Consider the following 22,956-nt stretch of genomic DNA (forward strand, 5'->3'; position numbering starts at 1 on the left):
TTTAAGGTAAATCTCACAACTATCAATCAGCACATCCGGTCACGGTAGTCTTCGTAACGGAAATCCTTGTACACCTCCAGGCGGCCATCGGTATGCAACAGAGCGATGGACGGATGGTGGATTCCGTTAAACATGTTTGTCTTGACCATCGTGTAATGAATCATATCCTCGAAGACAATCCGTTCGCCTACCTGCAGTTCGTGGTCGAACTTCCAGCTTCCCATATAGTCACCGCTCAAGCAACTGTTACCGCCCAAGCGATACACATGCTCCTCGGGAGCCGCCGTTTTCACTGCATCGGCCGGCAACGATTCCGCATTCCGGACTTTCGGCTGATAAGGCATTTCCAGACAGTCGGGCATGTGACAGGTAAAGCTTACATCAAGAATGGCGGTACGGATTCCCCGGCTCTCCACGACGTCTACCACCGAAGCAACCAGCGGTCCGGTCTGCCAGGTGAAGGCCGACCCAGGTTCCAGAATAATCTGCAGATGCGGATAACGGGCTTTCAACCCCTTCAACAAACCGATAAGGTGCTCTACATCGTAATCCTTACGGGTCATCAGGTGTCCGCCTCCCAAGTTCAACCATTTCAACTGCGGGAACCAGCGGGAGAATTTCTCTTCGATATGTACCAACGTACGCTCCAGCTCATAAGAACTGGACTCGCAATGGCAATGGCAATGGAATCCTTCAATGCCTTCGGGCAAGGTATCGGGAAGCAAATCGGCCGTAACTCCGAAACGGGTACCCGGCGCACACGGATTATACAGCTCCACCTCCACTTCCGAATACTCCGGATTCACCCGGATGCCACAGGATACAGGCTCTCCAAAAGCCTTCACCATCGGATAAAAGCGCTCAAACTGAGAAAGAGAATTGAAGGTAATGTGGCTGCTATATTTCAGAAAGGCCGGAAAATTCTGTGCTGTATAGGCAGGCGAATAAGTGTGTGCCCGACTACCGAATTCCTCGTATGCCAACCGTGCCTCGTACTCCGAGCTGGCAGTAGTATACTGAATGTATTCACGGAAAATCGGAAATGATTTCCACATGGCAAAAGCCTTGAAAGCCAGAATGATTTCTACACCGGCCCGGTCGGCCACTTGCTTGATAAGGCTCAGGTTCTTTCTGAGCAACTCCTCCTCCATGACATAACAAGGAGAAGGTACTTTCGTGATATCCAACATTTTTATCTAGGGTTACGTATTATCCAATCACTTTAAACCGGGCGAACTTGAGCAACAGATGCTTTTCGCCGGCATTCCGGAAACGGACGGTAGCTTTACAGTTATCTCCCGTACCTTCCAACTTTATCACTTCACCGATACCGAAACGTTCGTGTTCGATGGTCTGTCCCTCGGAAACTCCATGAGATGAAACCGCTGTACCGGTTCCTGCAGCCGATGGAGTAGCAGAAGGAATAGGACGCAGTTTGCGGGGCGGAGCCGGTTTGACAAACGGACGGGGTTCCTGCGGTATCTCTCCCCCATCGAACATGTCGGCTCCCCAGTTGTCGTCTTTTTCTTTCCGTTCATACGAACGCTTTACGGTAGCGGTCGATGTAAGGCCATCGCCAATCTCTCTCCGGAACCGAGTGGCTCCTTCGTCCACCCGACGGGAAATCCGCTCTTCCTGCGGAACATTCAAGTAACGGGCATCAATGTCTTTCAAAAAACGGCTCGGATTACTGAACTCCATCTTCCCGTACTTGAAACGGCTTTTGGCAAATGAGAGGTAACAATGGTCCTCGGCACGGGTAATGGCTACATAAAACAAACGACGTTCCTCTTCCAGTTCCTTGTAGGAATTGAAGGACATCGCACTCGGAAAGAGATTTTCTTCCAGACCAACCACAAATACATTCTTGAATTCCAGTCCCTTGGCAGAGTGAATCGTCATCAGCGTCACTTTCGGCACATCGGCCTCCTTATCACTGTCCTGGTCGGTCAGTAACGAAATCTCCGACAAATAATCAGTGAGCAGGACATGGGTATTTCCCTCTTCCTGACGGGTCATGCAGAAGTCATGGATACCGTTTATCAGTTCCTCGATATTCTCCTGCCGGCTCAGATTCTCAGGCGAACGGTCCTGATACAAATCATTGACGATACCCGATTTCCGAAGAATTTCACTACCCAGCTCGTAAGCATCCTTCAGTGGAACAGCTTCCACAAAACCGGCTATCAGCTCCCGGAAGCCCTGCAACTTGGTATGCGTTCCCTTGTTGATGGTCAGTCCGTAAGCCAAAGGTTCATTCAACACCTTCCACAGACTTACTTTTGCCTCGGTAGCCGCTGTCAGGATTTTATTCAGAGTCGTATCTCCGATACCTCGTGCCGGATAGTTGAGGACACGTTTGAATGCCTCTTCATCGTTCGGATTGACTGCCAAACGGAAGTAAGCCACTACGTCCTTGATTTCTTTCCGCTGATAGAACGAGAGTCCTCCGAAAATCCGGTATGGCAGGTTCCGTTTACGCAACGCCTCTTCGAAAATACGGCTCTGGGCGTTGGTACGATACAACACAGCACACTCGTTATACGGATAGCCGTCACGGGTATGCAGACGGACAATCTGATTGGCCACTATCTCTCCTTCTTCTACATCACTGTAAGCACTGAACACCTCAATAGGGTCGCCTTTCTCCTTCTTCGAATAGACTTCCTTACGAATCTGCTCACTGTTCTTCTCAATCAGGCTGTTCGCCGCATTGACAATCGTCTGCGTGGAGCGATAATTCTGCTCCAGTTTGAACAGACGGGCATCCTTGTAAAGTTGGGTGAACTTCAGGATATTATCTATCTTTGCTCCCCGGAACGAATAGATACTCTGTGCATCGTCACCTACCACGCACACACGACGGTTTATCTGGGTCAATTGCTGTACAATGGCATGCTGGGCATAATTGGTATCCTGATACTCATCCACCAGGATATAGTTGAAACGCCCGGCATACTTCTCGCAAACTTCGGGATGCTGTTGGAACAACAGGTATGTATAAACCAACAAGTCGTCAAAATCCATGGCGTCACTTTGCTTGCAGCGCTCCCAATAACGCAGATAGATATCGCGCATCAACGGAATCTTGGCAGCCTGGTCAGCAAGGAAAAACTCACCGTTGGCTGCATAGGCCTGCGGCAACACCAGCTGATTCTTGGCATTACTGATACGGCTCTGTATCATCCCCGGTTTGTATACCTTGTCATCCAGATTCATCTCCTTGATGATCCCCTTCAACAGATTCTTCGAATCAGAAGCGTCGTAGATGGTAAAATTGGAAGTAAATCCCAAAATCTCGGCCTCTGTACGCAGAATGCGTGCAAAGATGGAATGGAAAGTCCCCATCCACAGGTAACGGGCACGCTCCATACCCACCTGGCGGGCGATACGTTCCTTCATCTCCCGGGCAGCCTTATTCGTAAAGGTCAATGCCAGAATGGACCACGGCTCGAAGCCGTTGTCCAACAGATAGGCTATCTTGTAAGTCAGCACACGGGTCTTTCCCGAACCGGCCCCGGCTATCACCAGCGAAGGACCTTCGTTATACAGTACCGCAGCACGCTGACTCTCATTCAGTTCATCCAAATAAGTTGTCATCATGTTTCTTAACTATTGCGAGGACAAAGATACGATAAAAACACGGTATCAAAAAACAGCGGGTCATAAAGATAAGGCAGCAACAAAAACAGTCTCCTCATCCCTATGACCCGTTTTATCTGAAAGGCTTTAGATTCACCTTGGCTATATCAGTTCTTGAAGCTATGTATCGGAGCCGGAATACGTCCTGTACGATGTACAAACGCTTCACAATTGAAACTGTTTACCGGCATAATCGGAGCATGTCCCAACAGTCCACCGAATTCTACGCTTTCGCCTATGCCCTTTCCGATGACCGGAATGACACGCACGGCAGTAGTCTTCTGGTTGACCATACCAATAGCTGCCTCATCGGCAATGATACCTGAAATGGTTGCGGCAGAAGTATCGCCCGGAATGGCAATCATATCCAGTCCTACCGAACAGACACAAGTCATCGCTTCCAGTTTCTCAATAGACAACGCACCCGCCTCGACAGCATCAATCATTCCCTGATCCTCACTCACCGGTATGAAGGCACCGCTCAATCCGCCTACATAAGAAGAAGCCATGACTCCCCCCTTCTTCACCTGGTCGTTCAACAATGCCAACGCAGCGGTAGTACCCGGAGCCCCCGGATGTTCCAGACCGATTTCCCGCAAGACATCGGCCACACTGTCACCGACAGCCGGAGTCGGAGCCAATGACAAATCAATGATACCGAACGGAACGCCCAAACGACGGGAAGCCTCCTGAGCGACCAACTGACCCACACGGGTAATCTTGAACGCAGTACGCTTGATGGTTTCACACAACACTTCGAAACTTGCACCGCGAATGCTTTCCAATGCATATTTTACTACGCCCGGACCGCTGACCCCCACATTGATGATGGCATCGGCCTCGGATACTCCATGGAAAGCACCGGCCATGAACGGATTATCATCGGGAGCATTACACAATACTACCAGTTTGGCACATCCCAACGAATCGGCCTCCTTAGTCATTTCTGCCGTTTCTTTGATGATTTCACCCATCAGACGGACGGCATCCATGTTGATACCGGTCTTGGTAGAACCTACATTGATGGAACTGCACAGTCTTTCTGTACAAGCCATCGCTTTCGGGATAGAACGAATCAGCAATTCATCGCTATGTGACATTCCTTTTGAGACGATGGCAGAATAACCTCCAATGAAATTCACGCCCAGTTCTTTGGCTACCTTATCCAAAGTCTGTGCTATCTTGACATAATCATCAGGAGTCTTACAGGCGGAACCTCCGACCAATGCTATCGGAGTGATGGAGATACGTTTATTGACGATAGGAATACCGTATTCTTTGGATATATCCTCACCGGTCCTAACCAGATTACAGGCCAGACGCGTCACTTTATTATAGATATTCTGACACAACACATCCAAATTGCCGTCAGCACAATCCAATAAATTGATACCCATGGTAATGGTACGCACGTCCAGGTTCTCCTGTTCAATCATCTTATTGGTTTCAATAACCTCTGCTATATTAATCATAATTGAAAAACAATTTTAGTGGAGAACAAGATTTAGATACGGTGCATCATGTCGAAGATTTCCTCCCGCTGACACTTCACCTGAACACCCATTCCCTGCCCTAAATCGGTCAGCTCACTGTCTACAGTTTCAAAACTCTTTTCAATCTGTGTTACATCGACTATCATCATCATATTGAAATAGCCCTGCACAATGGTCTGAGTAATATCCAGGATATTCATGTTATTATCGGCCAGATAAGTGCACACCTTGGCAATGATACCTATCGTATCTTTGCCAACCACAGTAATAATCATCTTACTCATCTATCAGTTGTATTTAGTTCGCGACAAATGTACAAACTTTATTGGTTCCACGTATCTTAAACAGGATTTTTTTGTCACATTTATATCCATATGTCTATATTACGTTTCAAGTGAAATCATTTTGTCCAAACTATTCATACCAAAGGACATTTACAAAGAGCCTTTGCCTCGACTTTGAAGCGACAGCTATTTTCACAGACGCATCCATTGTTCCACAAAAAAACAGGGAATCAGGCCATACCTGCATACAGCCTGATTCCCTGACGGAAAATCCGATGACAAATAATATTATTTCTTAGCGTCGATCAAACGTTCTTTCAGTTTAGCCAACATATCACGGGTCATTGAATCCAAATCATATTCCGGTTTCCAGCCCCATTCTTCACGGGCGCAAGTATCGTCCAATGAATTCGGCCATGATTCAGCGATAGTCTGACGCAAAGGATCCACTTCGTATTCCATCTTGAAGTCCGGCACATACTTCTTGATGCTGTTATAAATAATTTCCGGATCAAAACTCATGGAAGCGATATTGAATGAGTTACGGTGTACAAACTTAGATGGGTCTGCTTCCATGATTTCGATAGCGGCACGCAAACCATCAGGCATATACATCATATCCATGAATGTACCTGCAGCAATCGGACATTTGAAGGTTTCACCCTTTACCGCTGAATAATAAATATCAACAGCATAATCGGTTGTACCACCACCCGGAGGTGTCACGTAAGAAATCAAACCCGGGAAGCGTACAGAACGTGTATCAACACCGAAACGGATATTATAATAATCACTCAACAACTCACCTGAAACCTTTGTAACACCATACATGGTTCTCGGGTTACGGATAGTATCCTGCGGAGTCTTGTCTTTCGGTGTATTATTGCCGAAAACACCGATTGAACTCGGAGTAAATACAGCACAATGCATTTCGCGGGCAACTTCCAGCACATTGAAAAGGCCGCCCATACCGATTTTCCAAGCCAACTGAGGTTTAGCCTCTGCTACAGCCGACAACAGGGCAGCCAAATTATATATTGTATCAATCTTGTAACGAGAAACAGTTTCTGCAATCTGCTGTTCATTGGTAATATCCACAATAGCAGAAGGACCAGATTCCAGCAATTCCCCTTTCGGTTCTGCTCCCGGAATATATCCAGCAACCACATTGTTTCCACCGTAAATACCTCTCAATTTCATTGTCAGTTCAGATCCGATCTGTCCGGTTGAACCGATAATCAATATATTCTTCATCTTACATTAGAACTTTAAGTTATTTGTCAACAAAGGTAGAAGAAAAAAATTGTTTCAATGTGATTTTCTTGTTTTTTTTCATTCATTTCTCAAAAAAAAATATGAACTTTGTTTCGCTCAAGTTGAAAAAATGAACTTATCCGCAGGAAGCAATTAAATTGTTTCTGTATTTATAGCTTTTTATTTAAAACGATTAAACAATTTCAACCTATTAAATAACATCAATATGTACGGAAAATTTAAGGATTTCTTAGCACAGGAACTGGACAATATCAAAGCTGCCGGTCTGTACAAGAACGAAAGAATCATTACCACTCCACAGCGTGCCGACATCAAAGTAAATGCCGGAAGCGATGTATTAAACTTTTGTGCCAACAATTACCTAGGCCTTTCTGACAACAAACGCCTGATTGAAGCTGCCAAAGCCGCCATGGACTCTCATGGCTACGGTATGTCATCCGTTCGCTTCATCTGCGGAACCCAAGATCTGCACAAGCAACTTGAAGCTGCCATTTCCGATTATTTCAAGACAGAAGACACCATCCTGTATGCAGCCTGCTTCGATGCCAACGGTGGTCTGTTTGAACCGCTCTTCACCGATGAAGATGCCATCATTTCAGATGCCTTGAACCACGCATCCATCATCGACGGTGTACGTCTGTGCAAGGCTAAACGTTACCGTTATGCCAATGCAGACATGGCTGACCTGGAACGTTGCCTGCAGGAAGCTCAAGCACAACGTCACCGTATCATCGCTACCGACGGTGTATTCTCAATGGATGGAAACGTTGCACCGATGGATAAGATCTGTGAACTGGCAGAAAAATACGATACCCTTGTTATGGTAGACGAATCTCACTCTGCAGGAGTTGTCGGCCCAACAGGACACGGCGTAGCAGAACAATACAACTGCTACGGACGTATCGATATCTTTACCGGAACATTGGGTAAAGCATTCGGTGGTGCCATGGGTGGTTTCACAACCGGTAAGAAAGAAATCATTGATATGCTCCGCCAGCGCTCACGTCCATACCTGTTCTCTAACTCTGTAGCTCCGGCTATTGTTGGTGCCAGTCTTGAAATGTTCAAGATGCTGAAAGAAAGCGATGCCCTGCACACCAAACTGATGGACAATGTCACTTATTTCCGCGACAAGATGTTGGCTGCCGGCTTCGATATCAAACCGACTCAATCAGCGATCTGCGCCGTAATGCTGTACGATGCTAAATTGTCACAAGACTTTGCCGCCAAGATGCAGGAAGAAGGCATTTATGTAACCGGATTCTACTACCCGGTTGTACCGAAAGGCCAAGCACGTATCCGTGTACAATTGTCTGCCGGCCATGAAAAGGAACACCTCGACAAAGCCATTGCCGCCTTCATCAAAGTTGGTAAGGAATTAGGCGTTATCAAATAAATGTTCAAGTAACAAAGGAATCACTTTTTTAGTATAGACAGAGGGTGCGTCAGCCATGATGCATCCTCTGTTCTTTTGATACCCCCTTCCTATAACCGGCTCTTCCCCCAACAGCTGAATCAAAGTGAAACAAGTCATATATCATTGAAATGCCAAACAGCAATCCGGTATTCATTTTCCAAGACTTTTCCAGCGCCCGTTACACCTCACTTCCGCATCCCTCACGCATTATATACAGGGTTTCTTTTGCCAGTCAAATCCTTTGACAAAGCTCCATTGAGTTCACAGGCTATAAGAGCAAGGCAACAGAAGCATCAAACCGTCTCTAACCGGAAAGATTCTATCGAAAGCAGCTGTTTTCTCAAATTTTATACTTACTTTTGTCATATCAGTGATTGTTTTACAACACAAAGTAAAACAAATGCTCCATGAAGGACATCTTTTACATTGATATTATCCAAGCCGTTATGTTCAACTGGCTATGCCAGGGTAAGATATATGATATGATAAACCGTAACTAGAGAAACGATTCATAAACCAACAAACCTAATTCACATGAAAAAAAATTTACTTGTATCTGCTTTAGTAAGTTCTTTCCTGTTATCACCACTGACAGCCGGAAGCCAGGAAACACAATCTGCTGCCACATCGGGAGACAAGGAAAAACGTATGGAATGGTTTGCAGATGCTAAGTTGGGCATCTTCATCCATTGGGGAATCTATTCCGTAAAAGGAGTATCAGAAAGCTGGTCTTTCTTCAACAATTATCTTCCTTACGAAGAATACATGAAACAGGAAGAAGGATTCACAGCCTCCAAATACGATCCGAAAGAATGGGTAGACTTGATCAAGGAAAGTGGTGCACGATACACCGTCATCACGACCAAACACCACGATGGAGTAGCTTTATGGGATACCAAAGCAGGCGATTTGAGTGTGGTCAAGCAAACGCCTGCCCAGAAAGACCTGCTGGATCCGTTCGTAAAGGAAGTACGCAAACATGACCTCAAGCTCGGTTTCTATTACTCCTTGTTAGACTGGTCGCATCCCGACTATCCGAACAAGACCCGCACAGAAGTCCGTTACAAAGATGACCCGGAGCGCTGGAGCCGCTTCTGCAAATTCAACTTCGCCCAGTTGAAAGAATTGAACGAAACCTGGAAACCGGACCTATACTGGTTCGACGGCGACTGGGAACAGAGTGCTGAGGCCTGGAATTCGAAAGGTATTGTCGATCTGTTACGCTCTACCAATCCGGGAGTCATCATCAATTCCCGCATTCAGGGTTACGGCGACTATGCGACTCCGGAACAAGGTGTCCCTGTGGTACGCCCGAAAGACAATTATTGGGAACTTTGCATGACCATGAACGATTCATGGGGCTACCAGCATACCGACAAGAACTACAAATCGCCGTACATCCTGCTCCGTACATTTGTAGATTGTCTGAGTATGGGCGGTAACCTGCTGCTGGACATCGGTCCGAAACCGGATGGAACCATTCCGGAAGAGCAAGTTGCCATTCTGAAAGAGTTCGGCCGTTGGACCACCAAGCACAAGGAAGCCATTTACGATACCCGTGCCGGTATTCCGAACGAACATTTCCAAGGTTATACCACATTGAGCAAAGCCAAAGACATTCTGTACCTTTATCTGCCTTATCGCCCGAACGGTCCGATAGAAGTCAAGGGGCTGATGAACAAAGTGAACCGTGTGTGGGTAGTAGGTAACGGTGCCATGCTGAATTACAAGGTATACAACAAGAACTACTGGAACGAAGTTCCGGGTAACCTGTATATCGATGTACCGGAACACGTTCAGGATGAACAGATTACCGTCATCGCCGTTTTGTTGGACGGTCCAATCAAGCTATACCGCGGTGAAGGTCAGGTAATTTCAAGCAACTAACCCATAATTTACAATATGAAAATATGAAAAAGCTCATATATACTTGCCTGCTGGCGATAACCGCCCTGCCGGCAGCCTCACAAAGTCTTTTCGAAAAATACGAACGGTTTCTGACCGAACCGAGAACCTATACCTGCTTCCGGACTACCGAAGCCTTGAATATAGACGGTAAGCTGGACGAAAGCTCTTGGCTGAAAGCAGTTCCTACCGAACCGTTTGTAGACATCAGTGGAGAAGGTTTCCCGACTCCCAAGTATGAAACTACAGCCAAGATGCTATGGGATGACGACTATCTGTATATCGGTGCCGTTCTGGAAGAAGACAACATCAAAGCCAAACTGACCCAACGGGATACCATCATCTATTACGACAATGATTTCGAAGTTTTCATCGATCCGGACAACAACGGACAAGGCTATTTCGAATTTGAGACCAACGCCCGTGGTGTGTTATTCGACCTGATACTCGACAAGCCCTACCGCACCGGCGGAAGCTTCCTCATTCCCTGGGACTGCAAGGACATCAAACTGGCCATCCACCACGAAGGCACATTGAACAATCCGACAGATAAGGATAAGTACTGGAGTGTGGAAATGGCAATTCCTCACCAGGCCATCACATGGAACTTCGAAAACCCGCTGAAAGCCGGAAACATCTGGCGTATCAATTTCTCCCGTGTGCAATGGCTGAAAGAAAAAGGACCGGAAGAAAACTGGGTATGGACGCCGACAGGAAAAGTAGACATGCACATGCCCGACCGCTGGGGCTATCTGTATCTGGCCGACAGTCCGGTAGGAAGCAGAATCAGAGTAGACTGGGCGCCAACCTGTCCCTCTTCCATCTATAAACTGATGTGGGCCATGTTCTATGCCCAGCTGGATGCGTATGCACAGAATCACAGCTACCAGCAAAACATTGACCAGTTCGCGATTACAGACAAGGAACGTGAAGGATTGCCAACGGGAACACAGATTGACCTCGAGGCTTCACCGAATCTATACCGCATTTCCGTAACCGACCCGAACACCCAGACCCGTTACCTGCTGAACAATGAAGGACGGTTCTGGAGTGAAAAAATAAGTCAGTAAGTCCATAAAGTCTGTATTCCCATCAGGTATATAGAACCACCTGAAAAGGAATGTCCCTTCTTCCGTTTCCTGTCATGGCAACCCGAAAGAAGGGACATTTCTTATATTCCTGAAACCGTCCGGCATCAAAGTCCTTTACGTTTGGCCTCGTTCCATATTTCATCCATTTCGGCCAATGTCATTTCATTCAGATTCTTTCCAGCCTTGATGGTATGCTCCTCCAGGTAATTGAACCGGCGGATGAACTTCTGGTTGGTCCGCTCCAGCGCATTGTCCGGATTAATCTTGTAAAGACGGGCCGCGTTGATAAGACTGAACAGAACATCACCGAATTCCGCTTCAGCCTTTTCCTTATCCATCTGCTCCACTTCAGCCTCGAATTCACCGATTTCTTCCTTCACTTTGGTCCAGACCTGCTGCCGTTCCTCCCAATCGAAACCTACGTTACGGGCCTTATCCTGGATTCGGTACGCCTTTATCAGAGAAGGAAGCGCCTGCGGTACCCCACTCAACACCGATTTGTTTCCATCCTTTTCCTTCAGCTTTATCTGTTCCCAGTTTTCCGAAACCTTTTCAGCCGTATCCGCCTTCACTTCGCCGAAAACATGCGGATGACGGAAAATCAGCTTGTCGCACAATTTGTCACACACATCCTTGATATCGAAATCGCCGGTTTCGCTACCGATCTTCGCGTAAAAGACCACATGCAGCAAGACGTCGCCAAGTTCCTTACAGATATCCTTCTTGTCATCTTTCATCAAGGCGTCACAAAGTTCGTACACCTCTTCTATGGTATTGGGGCGTAGGCTCTCGTTAGTCTGCTTTCTGTCCCACGGACATTTCACACGCAATTCGTCCAGTACATCGAGCAACCGTCCGAATGCCTCCATCTTTTCTTCTTTCGTATGCATAATTCGTTTCATTAAAGACCCTGCAAAAGTAATGAAAAACTATGAAAAGGTGATACACATTTCCGATTCTCACTCCAAAGTTGTCCCTTTCCGGGCTTTCCAGTAAGCCAGATGCTTGGGACTTCCCACCACCTGCGAAGTATAGATACCGGTATGACCGGAAAAAAGATAAGCGGCTACACAGGCAATACCCAGATAAATACCCGCTTCGATGCCGAAAAGCTCGATACCCATCAGCGTACAGGCTATCGGCGTATTGGTAGCTCCGGCAAAGACTGCCACAAAACCTAATCCGGCCAGGAAAGAGACAGGTAAAGGCAACAACGCCGACAATGCGCTGCCCAGCGTAGCACCGACAAAGAAAAGCGGCGTCACCTCTCCCCCTTTGAATCCTACCCCGATGGTAAACGTAGTGAGCAACAGTTTCAACAGGAAATCGTACCACATCTGCACCTCCGTAAAGGAGCTGACAATCACCGGAACACCCAGACCGATATACTTGGTCGTCCCCATCAGCCAGACACACAGGGCAATACAGATACCTCCCAGCAAGGGACGGAAAGGAGCGTATGGCACATATTTCTTGGCCAACCCGCTCCAGAAACCGATGGAACGTGAAAAAAGCATGGCGGTCAATCCGAACAGCAGACTTGCCAACAGCACCCAAAGCAACGTCTGAATATTCAGCCCCGGCACTTCGCTCATGGTGTAGACTGTATGCTCCACCCCCCAGGCATGACAGGCATAATGGGCAAAAAAGGCCGAAAGGAAAATAGGCAGTATCGCATCGTAACGCATACGTCCCACCACGATGACCTCCAGGGCGAAGACAGCCCCGGCCAAAGGAGTACCGAATACCGACGCAAAACCGGCACCGATACCTATCTGTACCATAATCTTGCGGTCGTACGGATGCATCTTGAAGAAACGGGACAGGAAATCGGCTATAGCCCCTCCCATCTGCACACCGGTACCTTCGCGTCCTGCCGAACCTCCGAAGAGATGTGTCAGTACCGTACCGATATAGACCAACGGAGCCATCTTGAAAGGAATGATATTGCGGGAAGTACGGATTTCTTCAATCAGAAAATTATTTCCGCGGGCAGCCGTACCTGCCAGGTAATGATACATCAGCCCGATGAACAGTCCGGCCAAAGGCAACAGACCGATGATCCAGACATGACTCTCCCGGTATTCCGTGGCCCAAGCCAGAGAATAAAGCAACAAGGCGGAAGCCGAACCAATCAGCCCACCGGTAACGGCCGTCAAGACCAGCCATTTCAAACAATACCCGAAAACGACTTCTTCGAAACGGGCCCAACGAAGACAATTCTTTAGTTTTTCTTTCATATATCCGATAACTTCTATAATTACTATTCAACAGTGAGCCTTCATGTTATCAGACAAAGACAAGGAGAAACAGCCACAAGCCTCCTGCCCGTTCTGCATACAGAACCGACTCACGACAGGAACTATCAGCTATTTTCTTAGCGGTTTATGACAGGGAAGTCCCATTCCCTTTTAGCAGCTGCAAAATTAAGCACTTCCTTCCAATTGAACAAAATTCACGACAATTTTCTACCGGACTTTCCATCGACAGGCCAACTGAAGTTTTTTTTCAAAAAAGTGTCCTTCTTCTGTTACAAAAACAGGAGGTGCATCGTCTAATCATACAAAAGAAGACATAAACCGAATAAAAGACAAAAGAAATGAAAACATTATGCACCCTGGTACTGATGTGCATCTGCCTGGAAAGCCTTGCACAAAACATCCAACTGAAAGGAACAGTCGGAAACGGCGACAAGCAGCCGATAGAATTTGCCAACGTTGTCCTACAGACCACAGACTCAATCCTGGTAACCGGAACGACCTCCAACCTGAAAGGGCATTTCGAGCTGAACGGAATCAATGCCGGGACCTACCGCCTGCTGATTTCCAGCATGGGTTACCGCACCCAGGAAATCTGGCTGAATGACTTGAGCCAGTCACGCGACCTGGGTAATATCCCATTGGAGGAAGAATCCTTTGCCATCGACAATGTAACGGTTACAGCCTCAACCCAACGGAGCGAAGTGGACCGGAAAATCGTCTATCCGTCGGCCCGTCAGCAGAAGGCCTCTGCCAACGGGGTAGACTTACTCCAGCAACTGATGCTTCCCCGCATCCAGGTAGACCCGGTAAACAATACCATCAAGATACCGGGCGACGGCGAAGTACAGATGCGCATCAACGGAGTGAAGGTAACCGCTCAGGAAATCCGTGCCTTGCGGCCGGATGAAATCGTCCGTGTGGAATACCACGACAACCCGGGCCTCCGTTACGGTAATGCAGAAATCGTTATCGATTACATTGTACGCCGTCCGGAAACAGGAGGAAGTTTTGGTATAGACATCATGCAGTCTCCTCATGTAGGCTGGGGCAACTATCAGGCAAGCATGAAAATCAACCACAAGAAATCGGAGTTCTCTGCCAACTTCTGGGGAGGTCCGCGCAATTTCTACGGAGTCTATCGGGATAACCTGGAAGATTTCAATCTGGAAAACGGTACCGAACTGCACCGTTACGAAAAAGGTGTCCCCTCACACTGGAAAATGATGCAGCAATGGCTGAATGTGGCCTACAACCTGCAGGACAACAACAAGTACCAGCTGAATATCTCGGTCAACTATTCCGGAAACAACAGTCCCATCCAGCGATACCACGGCCAGCTGATAAACCGCACAGACGAAACAGATTATGTAGACATGACTGACGAAACAAATTCCAACCGTCATACCCCCTCCATAGACATCTATTACCAGCGTAACCTGAAAAAAGACCAGGTTTTGATTTTCGATGTCGTAGGTACCTACAACAAGGAATTTTCTGACCGCATCTACCAGGAAAGCCGCGACAACGTGCTGCTGACGGATGTGCAGAACAAGGTGTACGGTAAGAAATACTCCCTCATCGGCGAAGGTATCTACGAAAAGAAACTGTCAAACGGCATGCGCTGGGGAGCCGGCATCCGTCATACCCATTCTTTCTCGAACAACGACTACCTCAACGGCCACAACTACCATACCCGGATGCAACAGGGTTCAACCTATCTTTACGGTGAAGTACGTGGGAAAGCGAAAAGGCTGGACTATATGCTGGGCATCGGCGGAACACGTTCGTTCTACCGGCAGGAAGGCAGTGTAGACCTTTACCAATACTACACGTTCAATCCGCGTCTGACCTTGAAATACACTTTCAACGACCGGAGCTACCTGCGTCTGCGTTCCTCCATCAGCAACGAAATGCCATCGCTCGGTAACCTGAGCGCCATCGACCAGGTCATCGACTCTCTCCAGATTCAGCGGGGAAACCCGAATCTGGAAGCCTATCTGCATTACAGCAATACCCTCGACGGCGAATGGTCGTCAGGAATCTTCTATACCTATTTCAGCGTAGCCTACAACTACAAGCCTCACGCCATCATGGACGAGAAATATGTGGAAGGAAACAAAATCATCCAGACCTGGGACAACCAGAAAAGCTGGCAACGCATCGCTCCGATGGTCCAGCTGCGTGTAGGTCCGGTAGCCGATATCCTCCAGTTCTCGGTGAGCGGCGGATTGAATCATTTCATCAGCCGTGGCAACACTTACCACCACAAGTACTCCAACTGGTGGCTCGACGCCAGTGTATCCGCCAGCTGGAAAAACTTCAACTTCATGTATCAGATTATGACCAACCAGAACTGGTTCAGCGGCGAGACATTGAAAGGAGGCGAAAATGCCCAGATTATCATGCTGAACTACAAGTGGAAAGACCTGCAGATAGGAGCCGGTATGTTCAACCCGTTCACCAACGACTACAAGACCCAGCAGGAAAACTGGAACCGCTATGCCTCCAGCCGGAAAACAAACTACATTCAGGAAAGTGCCCAGATGGCCTTCCTCACCTTAAGCTACAGCTTCTCGTTCGGGCGTCATTACAAGAGTGCCAACAAGAAAATCAGCAACCAGGATTCGGATTCCGGCATCATGCAGACAGGGAAATAGAATTCCTTCCCAAAAAACGTCTAGACGTTTCAATGAAAACGTCCGTTCGTTTGAATCAAAAGACGAGTTTGTTTTGATTCAAACGAACGGACATCTTATCCGAAACGAACGTTCGTTTTTGAATGGTTACAATCAGCTATCCCAACATGTATTTCCGAGGCGTACACCCCACCGCCGCCTTAAAATACTTACCGAAAAAAGAAGCGTTCGAGAAATTCAGCAAATCCCCTACCTGCTGCACGGTATACCTTCCGCTTTTCAGCAAAGCCTTGGCATCGAGGATGACATAATCCCGAATCCAGTCGGTAGCATGGCGGTCGCTCACTTCCAGAATGACCTGCGACAGGTATTTGGGAGTCAGGCAAAGCTTTCCGGCATAAAAACTCATGCTTCGCTGTTCGGCGTAATGAGCCTGTACCAGTTCCAAAAAAGCCTCGAACAACTGTTGCTGCCTGCTTTCCACCCGCTGCACCTGCTGCCGGTTATAATCGGTTATCCACTGATAGGCATTGTAGAACAACACTTGCAGATACCCCGTCGCCGCCTCCAGCTTAAAGGAATAGCCGGGCTGTTCCACCTTGGCACGCATCAGCCGATACAGGTTGATGCTCTCATCCATATCTGCCTGCGAAATATGCATCAACGAAGTAGATGTAAAGAATTTCAACATAGCCATGCTCATGGCCGCTTCCTTCCCTCCCACCAGCCGATGGTCGGACAAGCCGATGACAACCAGCTCCACATCGGCACTGATTTCCAGACACTCGCCGATGGAACCGGGCAGAACTACCAACACATCGTTTTCTGCCAGTGTATACTCTTTCAAGTTCAAACGGACGCGCATGAACCCACGCAGACAGAACATGGTCAAAGCAAAGGTAAGCTTGAACGGATAAGTAGCCGATACGAAATCGGACATCGGGTCTGTATCAAGACTGGTACCGATGTTGTCCACCAGCACCAAGTCATCATCAATCATCAGTGTCCGTCCAGTATCGGGCAGCATCAACAGATGCAGTTCCTTGAAAGGTATATCTTCTTTTTTCATGATTCTCTCTTAAGTGACATCGGTGCAAAGATAGTGTTTTAGAACAGAATATTGGCATATAATTTATAAATTCATGCACAAATCAGAAATACAGAACATTTTTGAAGTTAATAAGATTGCAGACGACTGACCATTCCTGACTTTATCATAACTCCCTGTATTGAAATGCCTGATTCAATCATCGGAAGAACAGAAACAAAAAAAAACAGATAAATGAATATTTTCAAGAAATGTTTCAAGATATCAAATGAAAGCAATATATTTGCGTTATATTCAATATCATGATTTTATGGAAGATATAAATCGACTTAAATTAGTTCTTGTTGAGAAGAAGAAGACAGGCAAGTGGCTGGCGGAACAATTAGGCAAAAATCCATCTACCATTTCCAAATGGTGCTCTAATGTCTCACAACCCGATTTAGCAACTCTTGTAAAAGTTGCAAATCTATTGGAAGTTGATGTGCAAGAACTGATAAATAAAACAACAATGTGTCATGTCTAAGAAAAATATAGACAAAAAAAACGAATTCATACACAATTTGAAAACATAACTGATTAATCTGGATAGACTATATGAGGTATTTAGGAAGTAAAGATTCTCTTGCGGATCAGATTGTAGATTTGCTCAGAAATAAAGGGTTATTGCAGAACGAACTTATATTTTGCGATGCCTTTTGCGGCATGGGTTCTATCGCTGATGCCGTAAAAAACATATATAAGAAAATCATTATTAACGATACCTTGAAATGTGCTTCCGTCTTTACCCATGCGAAGTTGATGGCAAATGGATGTACCTTTAAAAAGTTGGGCTTTGATCCATTTGATTTTCTGAACACTGATAAAGGATTTAAAGAAGGCTTTTTTTATCAGAACTATTCCCCGGGTGCTTCAGACCGAATGTATTTCTCAAAAGAAAATGCCGGGCGAATAGACTTCTTCAGGGAGAAAATAGAAGAATGGTACAAAACAGAAAAAATTACTGATAATGAATTTTCCTATCTGTTAGCGTGCCTACTGGAATCCGTTTCAGATGTATCAAATACAGCCGGCGTTTATGGTGCTTTTTTAAAACATTGGGACAAAAGAGCGCTCAAGCCTATTGTGTTTAGTAAGATAGATGCCTCACCTGGTATCGCAGAAGATGTGGAAGTCCTGAACTCGAAAATTGAAGACATTATATCAGCCGTCAATTGTGACATTTTATATCTTGATCCACCATACACTCAAAACCAATATGGAACGCAATATCATCTATTGGAAACATTGGTATTAAATGATAATCCGACAATAAGTAAGGTCACCGGTTCCCGCCCGACAACACCCATGCGCTCGCAATGGTCAAGGAACTACTATGCTCATGTATTATTTGACAAAATAATTGCTGAGACAAAGGCCAAATATATAATTTTCAGTTATAACAATGATGGTTTCATGTCGAAAGACTTCATAGAAACCACCATGAAACGCTATGGAATAGAAGACAGTTACGTCTGTGAGGTCATTGATTATAAAAAATACAATAACTTCAAATGCCAAGGAGCAAACGGACACTTTGAATATTTGTTCTTTATAGAGAAAAAGCCAGCTGAAAGAGTCATTATAGAATCACCGTTGAATTATACTGGGAACAAGTCTAAAATGGTAGGATTCATAAAAAGTCAGTTGCCTCAAAGAGAGATTGATACATTTGTCGACGCCTTTGGTGGAGGATTTAATGTCGGGATAAACATTGATGCGAAAAAAATCATCTACAACGATATCAATCCCTTTGTGGAAGGGCTCATACGCTCTTTCTATAGCGACCCTTGCTCTTACTTGCAGTACATAGAAAAGCAAATCAAAAAATATAATCTTTCACCTGACAATAAAGAAGGTTTCCTTAGATTACGTGATAAGTATAACAGTATTCCTGTCGCAAAACGTGACCCACGTATGCTATATACTCTTATACTTTATGGATTCCAACAACAGATAAGATTTAATACAAATTGGGGATTCAACAACCCAGCAGGTTCTCGCTGGTTCAATGAAAATCTCCTTTCAAAGTTCATCGCATTCACAAGAAGTTTGCAGACTAAGAATGTGGAGTTTATGAATTCAAATTTTGAATTTCTGGATATACAGTTCACTCCGCAGACCTTTATTTACGCAGATCCACCGTATCGTTCAACTTTAGGTGTATACAATGATGGGAAACGAGGATTCGAAGGATGGACTCTTGTCCATGAACAGAAATTATGCAAATTTCTGGATATAGCCAATGAACATAAAGCAAAATTCATGTTGTCATACGTTATAAAAGTAGGAGAATTTACGAATACAGAAATCATCGAATGGACAAACAAAAACAAGTACCACATGATAGATGTAGCAACGACTCAAGGAAGATATAATAACCGCCATGAAGTCTTGATTAAAAACTATTGATAATATGACAGCAATAATAACTTATCGCCCCGACGCTCAAAAGACTCCAGGTCTTTATGATAGAATTTTGACATATAAAATTCTTCGAGATATTTGTATTAGAGTCACCGGACAGGATGATTTTAATATAATTCGTGATACTTCGACTTATAATAAGGGAAGATTAATTACCATCGAGTATGGAGGCATAAAGAGTTTCGTATCTCTTTCAGAAGTGTCAGTAGAAGGCCGCAATCAAAGTGTACAGAGTATTCCTACTGCAATTAACCTGTATTATGCCGACAGCAATCCAAATAAAGCATTATACTATTACTTCATGCCTCATAAAGGGAACTATTTTACAGATTATCATCTATTTTATTTTCGTTTGTTAAAGACAGCTGGAGTCATTTTTCTGAATCTTCTTGACTATTATCCGGCAGGTATCAATGCATTTGAAAACGTTGATGAATTGATAGACGAAAGAAATGACAATCGAGAAACTAATAGCTCCAATAATTCTTCTTTCATTTCAAAAACATCCGACAAAGTACAGATTTACGCAAAAACTTATGGAGCAAGTAAATACGAATCTACTCTTTTAGCTATAGCGGTGGCAGCAATCACAGACAGGCCCATAGATCTTTACAATATTTGTGAACAAGACCTTACTCGTTTACCCCAATCATCCTTGAATACAATAAATGCTATAGGTAATATCCAAATTCACGATACATCTATTACTTTAGAAAAAAGGATATTCATTAACCAAGCCAAAAATAATGAATTTCGTTCACCCATATACCAACGTAATCTGTTGCAAAGACTTGGACGAAAGCATTGTGCCTTATGTGGATGCGAAATACCAGAAATTATCCAAGGTGCACATGTATGGGGTGTAGCTGAAATAGCCCGTGACGACCATTTTAGCGATGATATAAAGTTTAACCATGCGATAAGTGGCGAAAACGGTTTATGGCTGTGCCAAAATCATCACAAACTGTTTGACTCTCATTATCTATCATTCAACATGGATGGCCATATCCTTGTACCTAGTAACCTGCGCACTGAAGATGGTCAATTCATCCGTGCCATTACCCAAAATGAGTCTCTAGACAATCAGATTATGACGGAGAATTTCAAATGGTATCTATCACAACGTAATAGCATCCGCGATTATTCTCATTATCAGCGTTTAGTAATATGATGCTTACAGAATATAATACCGAATCATTCCCTGATTTCAGTCTGTATTGTGGAGATTCTACTAGTGTCATGTCACAACTCAACAATCAGTTTGATATGATATTTGCCGACCCTCCATATTTTCTTTCCACAGGTAATGGAAAAGTCAATATAAATGGCAAGTACATAAAGTTTGATAAAGGAGAATGGGATAAGGTGCGTTCTTCAGATGAAAAAGATAGATTTAATCTTTCGTGGTTAGCTGCGTGTAAAGACTGTCTGAAAGATAATGGTACCATTTGGGTATCTGGTACATATCATAATATATTCTCAGTAGCCGGTTGCATGGAAATTCTTGGCTACAAGATTTTGAATCTTATCGTTTGGCATAAACCTGATCCACCCCACTCGTTGACTGACAAGCGTTTTGATTTCTCAGCTGAGTATATCATTTGGGCAAGCAAGAATAAAACAGCAAACCATTATTTCAATAAAGAGTTGATGACTCTGATGAATAATGGTGAGCCAATGCAAGATGTATGGACAATGTCCGCTGCAGAGCAATGGGAAAAGATATATGGCAAACATCCTACACAAAAGCCCTTACAATTATTATATCGAATAATCATGGCATCCACCCTTCCTAGGGCAGCAATACTAGACCCTTTTGCAGGTAGTTGTACTACTGGTATTGCCGCAAATCTTACCGGGCGAACATTTGTCGGCGTAGACCAAAGCCCTGAGTTCCTTAACATTGGTATTAGACGCAGGCAAGCAATCTCAGATATACACATTGCAACAGATCTATTTGCAAAAATGGCAGCCAATCCTAATGAACCGACAGTCCTCGTCAATCATGCAAGAACTGATTTATACAACAAAATGATAGAGACAGGAATATGCTATTTAAGGGCAGGGGATTCAAAAGGTTCCCTTCTTGTAAAACCTGGATTTGAACGCATACAATATGTACTCTTGCACAATGGAGGTGTTAACTGTAAACTCTTTAAGTTGAAAGCTAAAGGACGTTTCCAGATATGGACAAAAGATTCACTGGAAAAATATGGCTTCAAGCCTACGCATGCATCATATTATGTAGTGTTACAGTTTGACAATCAAAATCAAATAGAAATGAAACGAGTTCCCAATCTATATGAAAACAAATATACATACATAGCTAAGATAAGACCCATAAGCGAGTTTCTTGGATATAATACATTTTCCGATTAATACCTGTTCATCATTTTCGGTAATATTCGTTCACTCTACTCTATGGCATAAAAAGAATTATATTTGATATCAATTCCACCTAAATACCAATTTGTAAGAACAAAATTTTTAATTATAAGTGTTTATTGTAAACAAATTGAACTATCCAATATTTTCGAATAGTTCAATTTGTTTAAGGCAAAAGGAGCAGTTTAGCTACTCAGAACATGTAGAAAAATGTAGCTGATGAAGTTGAAAAGGTAAAAACGGAACAGACTGTTACAGCAAAACGGCGATGCTGTTATTTCAGAGAAAAAATTTTCATACTAAAGAGTATCAGATTCAACCATCTGAAAACAATATAAATTGTTATGACTCACTAAGCAAACATAGATAAAGATTACGCCTCCTGGATTGAGGAACTCAGCCAGAGGTACAAACATAGCCAGATAAAGGCGGCAACCCATGTGAATAGTGAAATGCTGCAATTTTACTGGTCGTTGGGAAAGGATATTGTGACGCTTCATGCGGAGAGCCGTTGGGGAGAAAAATTCCTTGTAAATTTAAGCTCGAATCTGCGTGCCAAACTTCCGGGGGTAAAGGGACTTTCGAAACAAGTATTGGATACGCTAAAAGATTTTATTTGATTTATAATGAATGGTTTACAATTCACCCCCAAGTTGGGGGTGAATACAGAACAGTAATTTGGTACATTCCTAGGGAACACTACAAATATATCATAGGCAAAAAATCTATTTGATTTATAATAAACAGCTTACAATTCACCCACAAGTTGTGGGTGAATTACAGGATAGTGCCATTGGCGTATTCCTTTATACAAAGCTATAGAAACACTTCGGAAAGAAAGGCTTCCAGTTGATGAAAATCTTGAAAGGAAGAGAACAGGCTCAAAGAAATCAGGTATATGGGAAATTACATACTAGAGTCCAACCAGCGGGTTGGGAACATCATCAGTCATAAATAGCCCTTTAGAACAGAATATCAGAAATTTCCCAAACGAATCACACATATTCCCTACTTTTAGAACATTTTATGGGGTAATTAGGTGACAAAAAGGACAAC

The 22,956-nt window shown here is 44.6% G+C and carries 16 protein-coding genes, 1 pseudogene and 1 riboswitch; of the genes and pseudogenes, 9 read left to right on the forward strand and 8 right to left on the reverse strand.

Features of this window, described 5'->3' with window-relative positions; genetic code table 11:
• Window positions 1–26: 26 nt before the first annotated feature.
• From nspC to C510_RS0106255, 5 genes are all read right to left on the reverse strand, one after another.
• Window positions 27–1,190, reverse strand: coding sequence for a carboxynorspermidine decarboxylase (nspC, locus tag C510_RS0106235; RefSeq protein ID WP_018710480.1), 1,164 nt, complete (start codon window positions 1,188–1,190; stop codon window positions 27–29).
• 19 nt (window positions 1,191–1,209) lie between these two features.
• Window positions 1,210–3,600, reverse strand: coding sequence for an ATP-dependent helicase (locus tag C510_RS0106240; protein ID WP_018710481.1), 2,391 nt, complete (start codon window positions 3,598–3,600; stop codon window positions 1,210–1,212).
• Between the two features lie 149 nt (window positions 3,601–3,749).
• Entirely contained in the window at window positions 3,750–5,114 is a 1,365-nt protein-coding gene (locus C510_RS0106245) for a PFL family protein (RefSeq protein WP_025892466.1), read from the reverse strand.
• Between the two features lie 32 nt (window positions 5,115–5,146).
• Window positions 5,147–5,419: an ACT domain-containing protein gene (locus C510_RS0106250; protein WP_018710483.1), complete on the reverse strand. Its 273-nt coding sequence runs from the start codon at window positions 5,417–5,419 to the stop codon at window positions 5,147–5,149.
• A gap of 288 nt (window positions 5,420–5,707) precedes the next feature.
• Window positions 5,708–6,673: an NAD-dependent epimerase/dehydratase family protein gene (locus C510_RS0106255; protein WP_018710484.1), complete on the reverse strand. Its 966-nt coding sequence runs from the start codon at window positions 6,671–6,673 to the stop codon at window positions 5,708–5,710.
• Window positions 6,674–6,899: 226 nt separating this feature from the next.
• Between C510_RS0106255 and kbl the strand changes: the two genes are divergently transcribed.
• The 3 genes and pseudogenes from kbl to C510_RS0106280 form a co-directional block, all read left to right on the forward strand.
• Window positions 6,900–8,090 (forward strand): glycine C-acetyltransferase, encoded by a 1,191-nt coding sequence (gene kbl, locus C510_RS0106260; RefSeq protein ID WP_018710485.1) that lies wholly within the window; start codon window positions 6,900–6,902, stop codon window positions 8,088–8,090.
• Between the two features lie 555 nt (window positions 8,091–8,645).
• On the forward strand, window positions 8,646–9,998 hold the full coding sequence (locus C510_RS0106275) for an alpha-L-fucosidase (RefSeq protein WP_018710488.1): 1,353 nt from the start codon (window positions 8,646–8,648) through the stop codon (window positions 9,996–9,998).
• A 23-nt stretch (window positions 9,999–10,021) separates the two neighbouring features.
• Window positions 10,022–11,080, forward strand: a pseudogene (locus C510_RS0106280) (carbohydrate-binding family 9-like protein); the annotation flags it as partial.
• Window positions 11,081–11,211: 131 nt separating this feature from the next.
• Here C510_RS0106280 and mazG read toward each other — a convergent pair.
• Both mazG and C510_RS0106290 read right to left on the reverse strand, forming a co-directional pair.
• Window positions 11,212–11,997, reverse strand: a complete 786-nt coding sequence (gene mazG, locus C510_RS0106285) for a nucleoside triphosphate pyrophosphohydrolase (protein WP_018710490.1) — start codon at window positions 11,995–11,997, stop codon at window positions 11,212–11,214.
• 69 nt (window positions 11,998–12,066) lie between these two features.
• Window positions 12,067–13,347 (reverse strand): voltage-gated chloride channel family protein, encoded by a 1,281-nt coding sequence (locus C510_RS0106290; protein WP_018710491.1) that lies wholly within the window; start codon window positions 13,345–13,347, stop codon window positions 12,067–12,069.
• Window positions 13,348–13,456: 109 nt separating this feature from the next.
• Window positions 13,457–13,525, reverse strand: a riboswitch (Fluoride riboswitch).
• Between the two features lie 181 nt (window positions 13,526–13,706).
• Here C510_RS0106290 and C510_RS0106295 point away from each other — a divergent pair.
• Window positions 13,707–16,025 (forward strand): TonB-dependent receptor, encoded by a 2,319-nt coding sequence (locus C510_RS0106295; RefSeq protein ID WP_018710492.1) that lies wholly within the window; start codon window positions 13,707–13,709, stop codon window positions 16,023–16,025.
• Window positions 16,026–16,161: 136 nt separating this feature from the next.
• Here the strand turns inward: C510_RS0106295 and C510_RS16870 are convergent, their stop codons facing one another.
• Window positions 16,162–17,073, reverse strand: a complete 912-nt coding sequence (locus tag C510_RS16870) for a helix-turn-helix domain-containing protein (protein WP_018710493.1) — start codon at window positions 17,071–17,073, stop codon at window positions 16,162–16,164.
• A gap of 289 nt (window positions 17,074–17,362) precedes the next feature.
• Here C510_RS16870 and C510_RS0106305 point away from each other — a divergent pair, with 289 nt between their 5' ends.
• From C510_RS0106305 to C510_RS17910, 5 genes are all read left to right on the forward strand, one after another.
• Window positions 17,363–17,575: a helix-turn-helix domain-containing protein gene (locus C510_RS0106305; RefSeq protein ID WP_025892461.1), complete on the forward strand. Its 213-nt coding sequence runs from the start codon at window positions 17,363–17,365 to the stop codon at window positions 17,573–17,575.
• Between the two features lie 71 nt (window positions 17,576–17,646).
• A complete protein-coding gene (locus C510_RS0106310) occupies window positions 17,647–19,500 on the forward strand; it encodes a DNA adenine methylase (RefSeq protein WP_018710495.1) in 1,854 nt (617 codons plus the stop codon).
• 4 nt (window positions 19,501–19,504) lie between these two features.
• A complete protein-coding gene (locus C510_RS16200; RefSeq protein ID WP_018710496.1) occupies window positions 19,505–20,686 on the forward strand; it encodes an HNH endonuclease in 1,182 nt (393 codons plus the stop codon).
• Complete coding sequence (locus C510_RS0106320) at window positions 20,683–21,894, forward strand: DNA-methyltransferase (RefSeq protein WP_018710497.1); 1,212 nt, start codon at window positions 20,683–20,685, stop codon at window positions 21,892–21,894. Before C510_RS16200 ends, C510_RS0106320 begins: the two co-directional genes overlap by 4 nt.
• Before the next feature lie 392 nt (window positions 21,895–22,286).
• Complete coding sequence (locus tag C510_RS17910) at window positions 22,287–22,520, forward strand: DUF1016 N-terminal domain-containing protein (protein ID WP_261976268.1); 234 nt, start codon at window positions 22,287–22,289, stop codon at window positions 22,518–22,520.
• Window positions 22,521–22,956: the final 436 nt, after the last annotated feature.

The organism is Phocaeicola barnesiae DSM 18169 = JCM 13652, assembly GCF_000374585.1.
Classification (GTDB): domain Bacteria; phylum Bacteroidota; class Bacteroidia; order Bacteroidales; family Bacteroidaceae; genus Phocaeicola; species Phocaeicola barnesiae.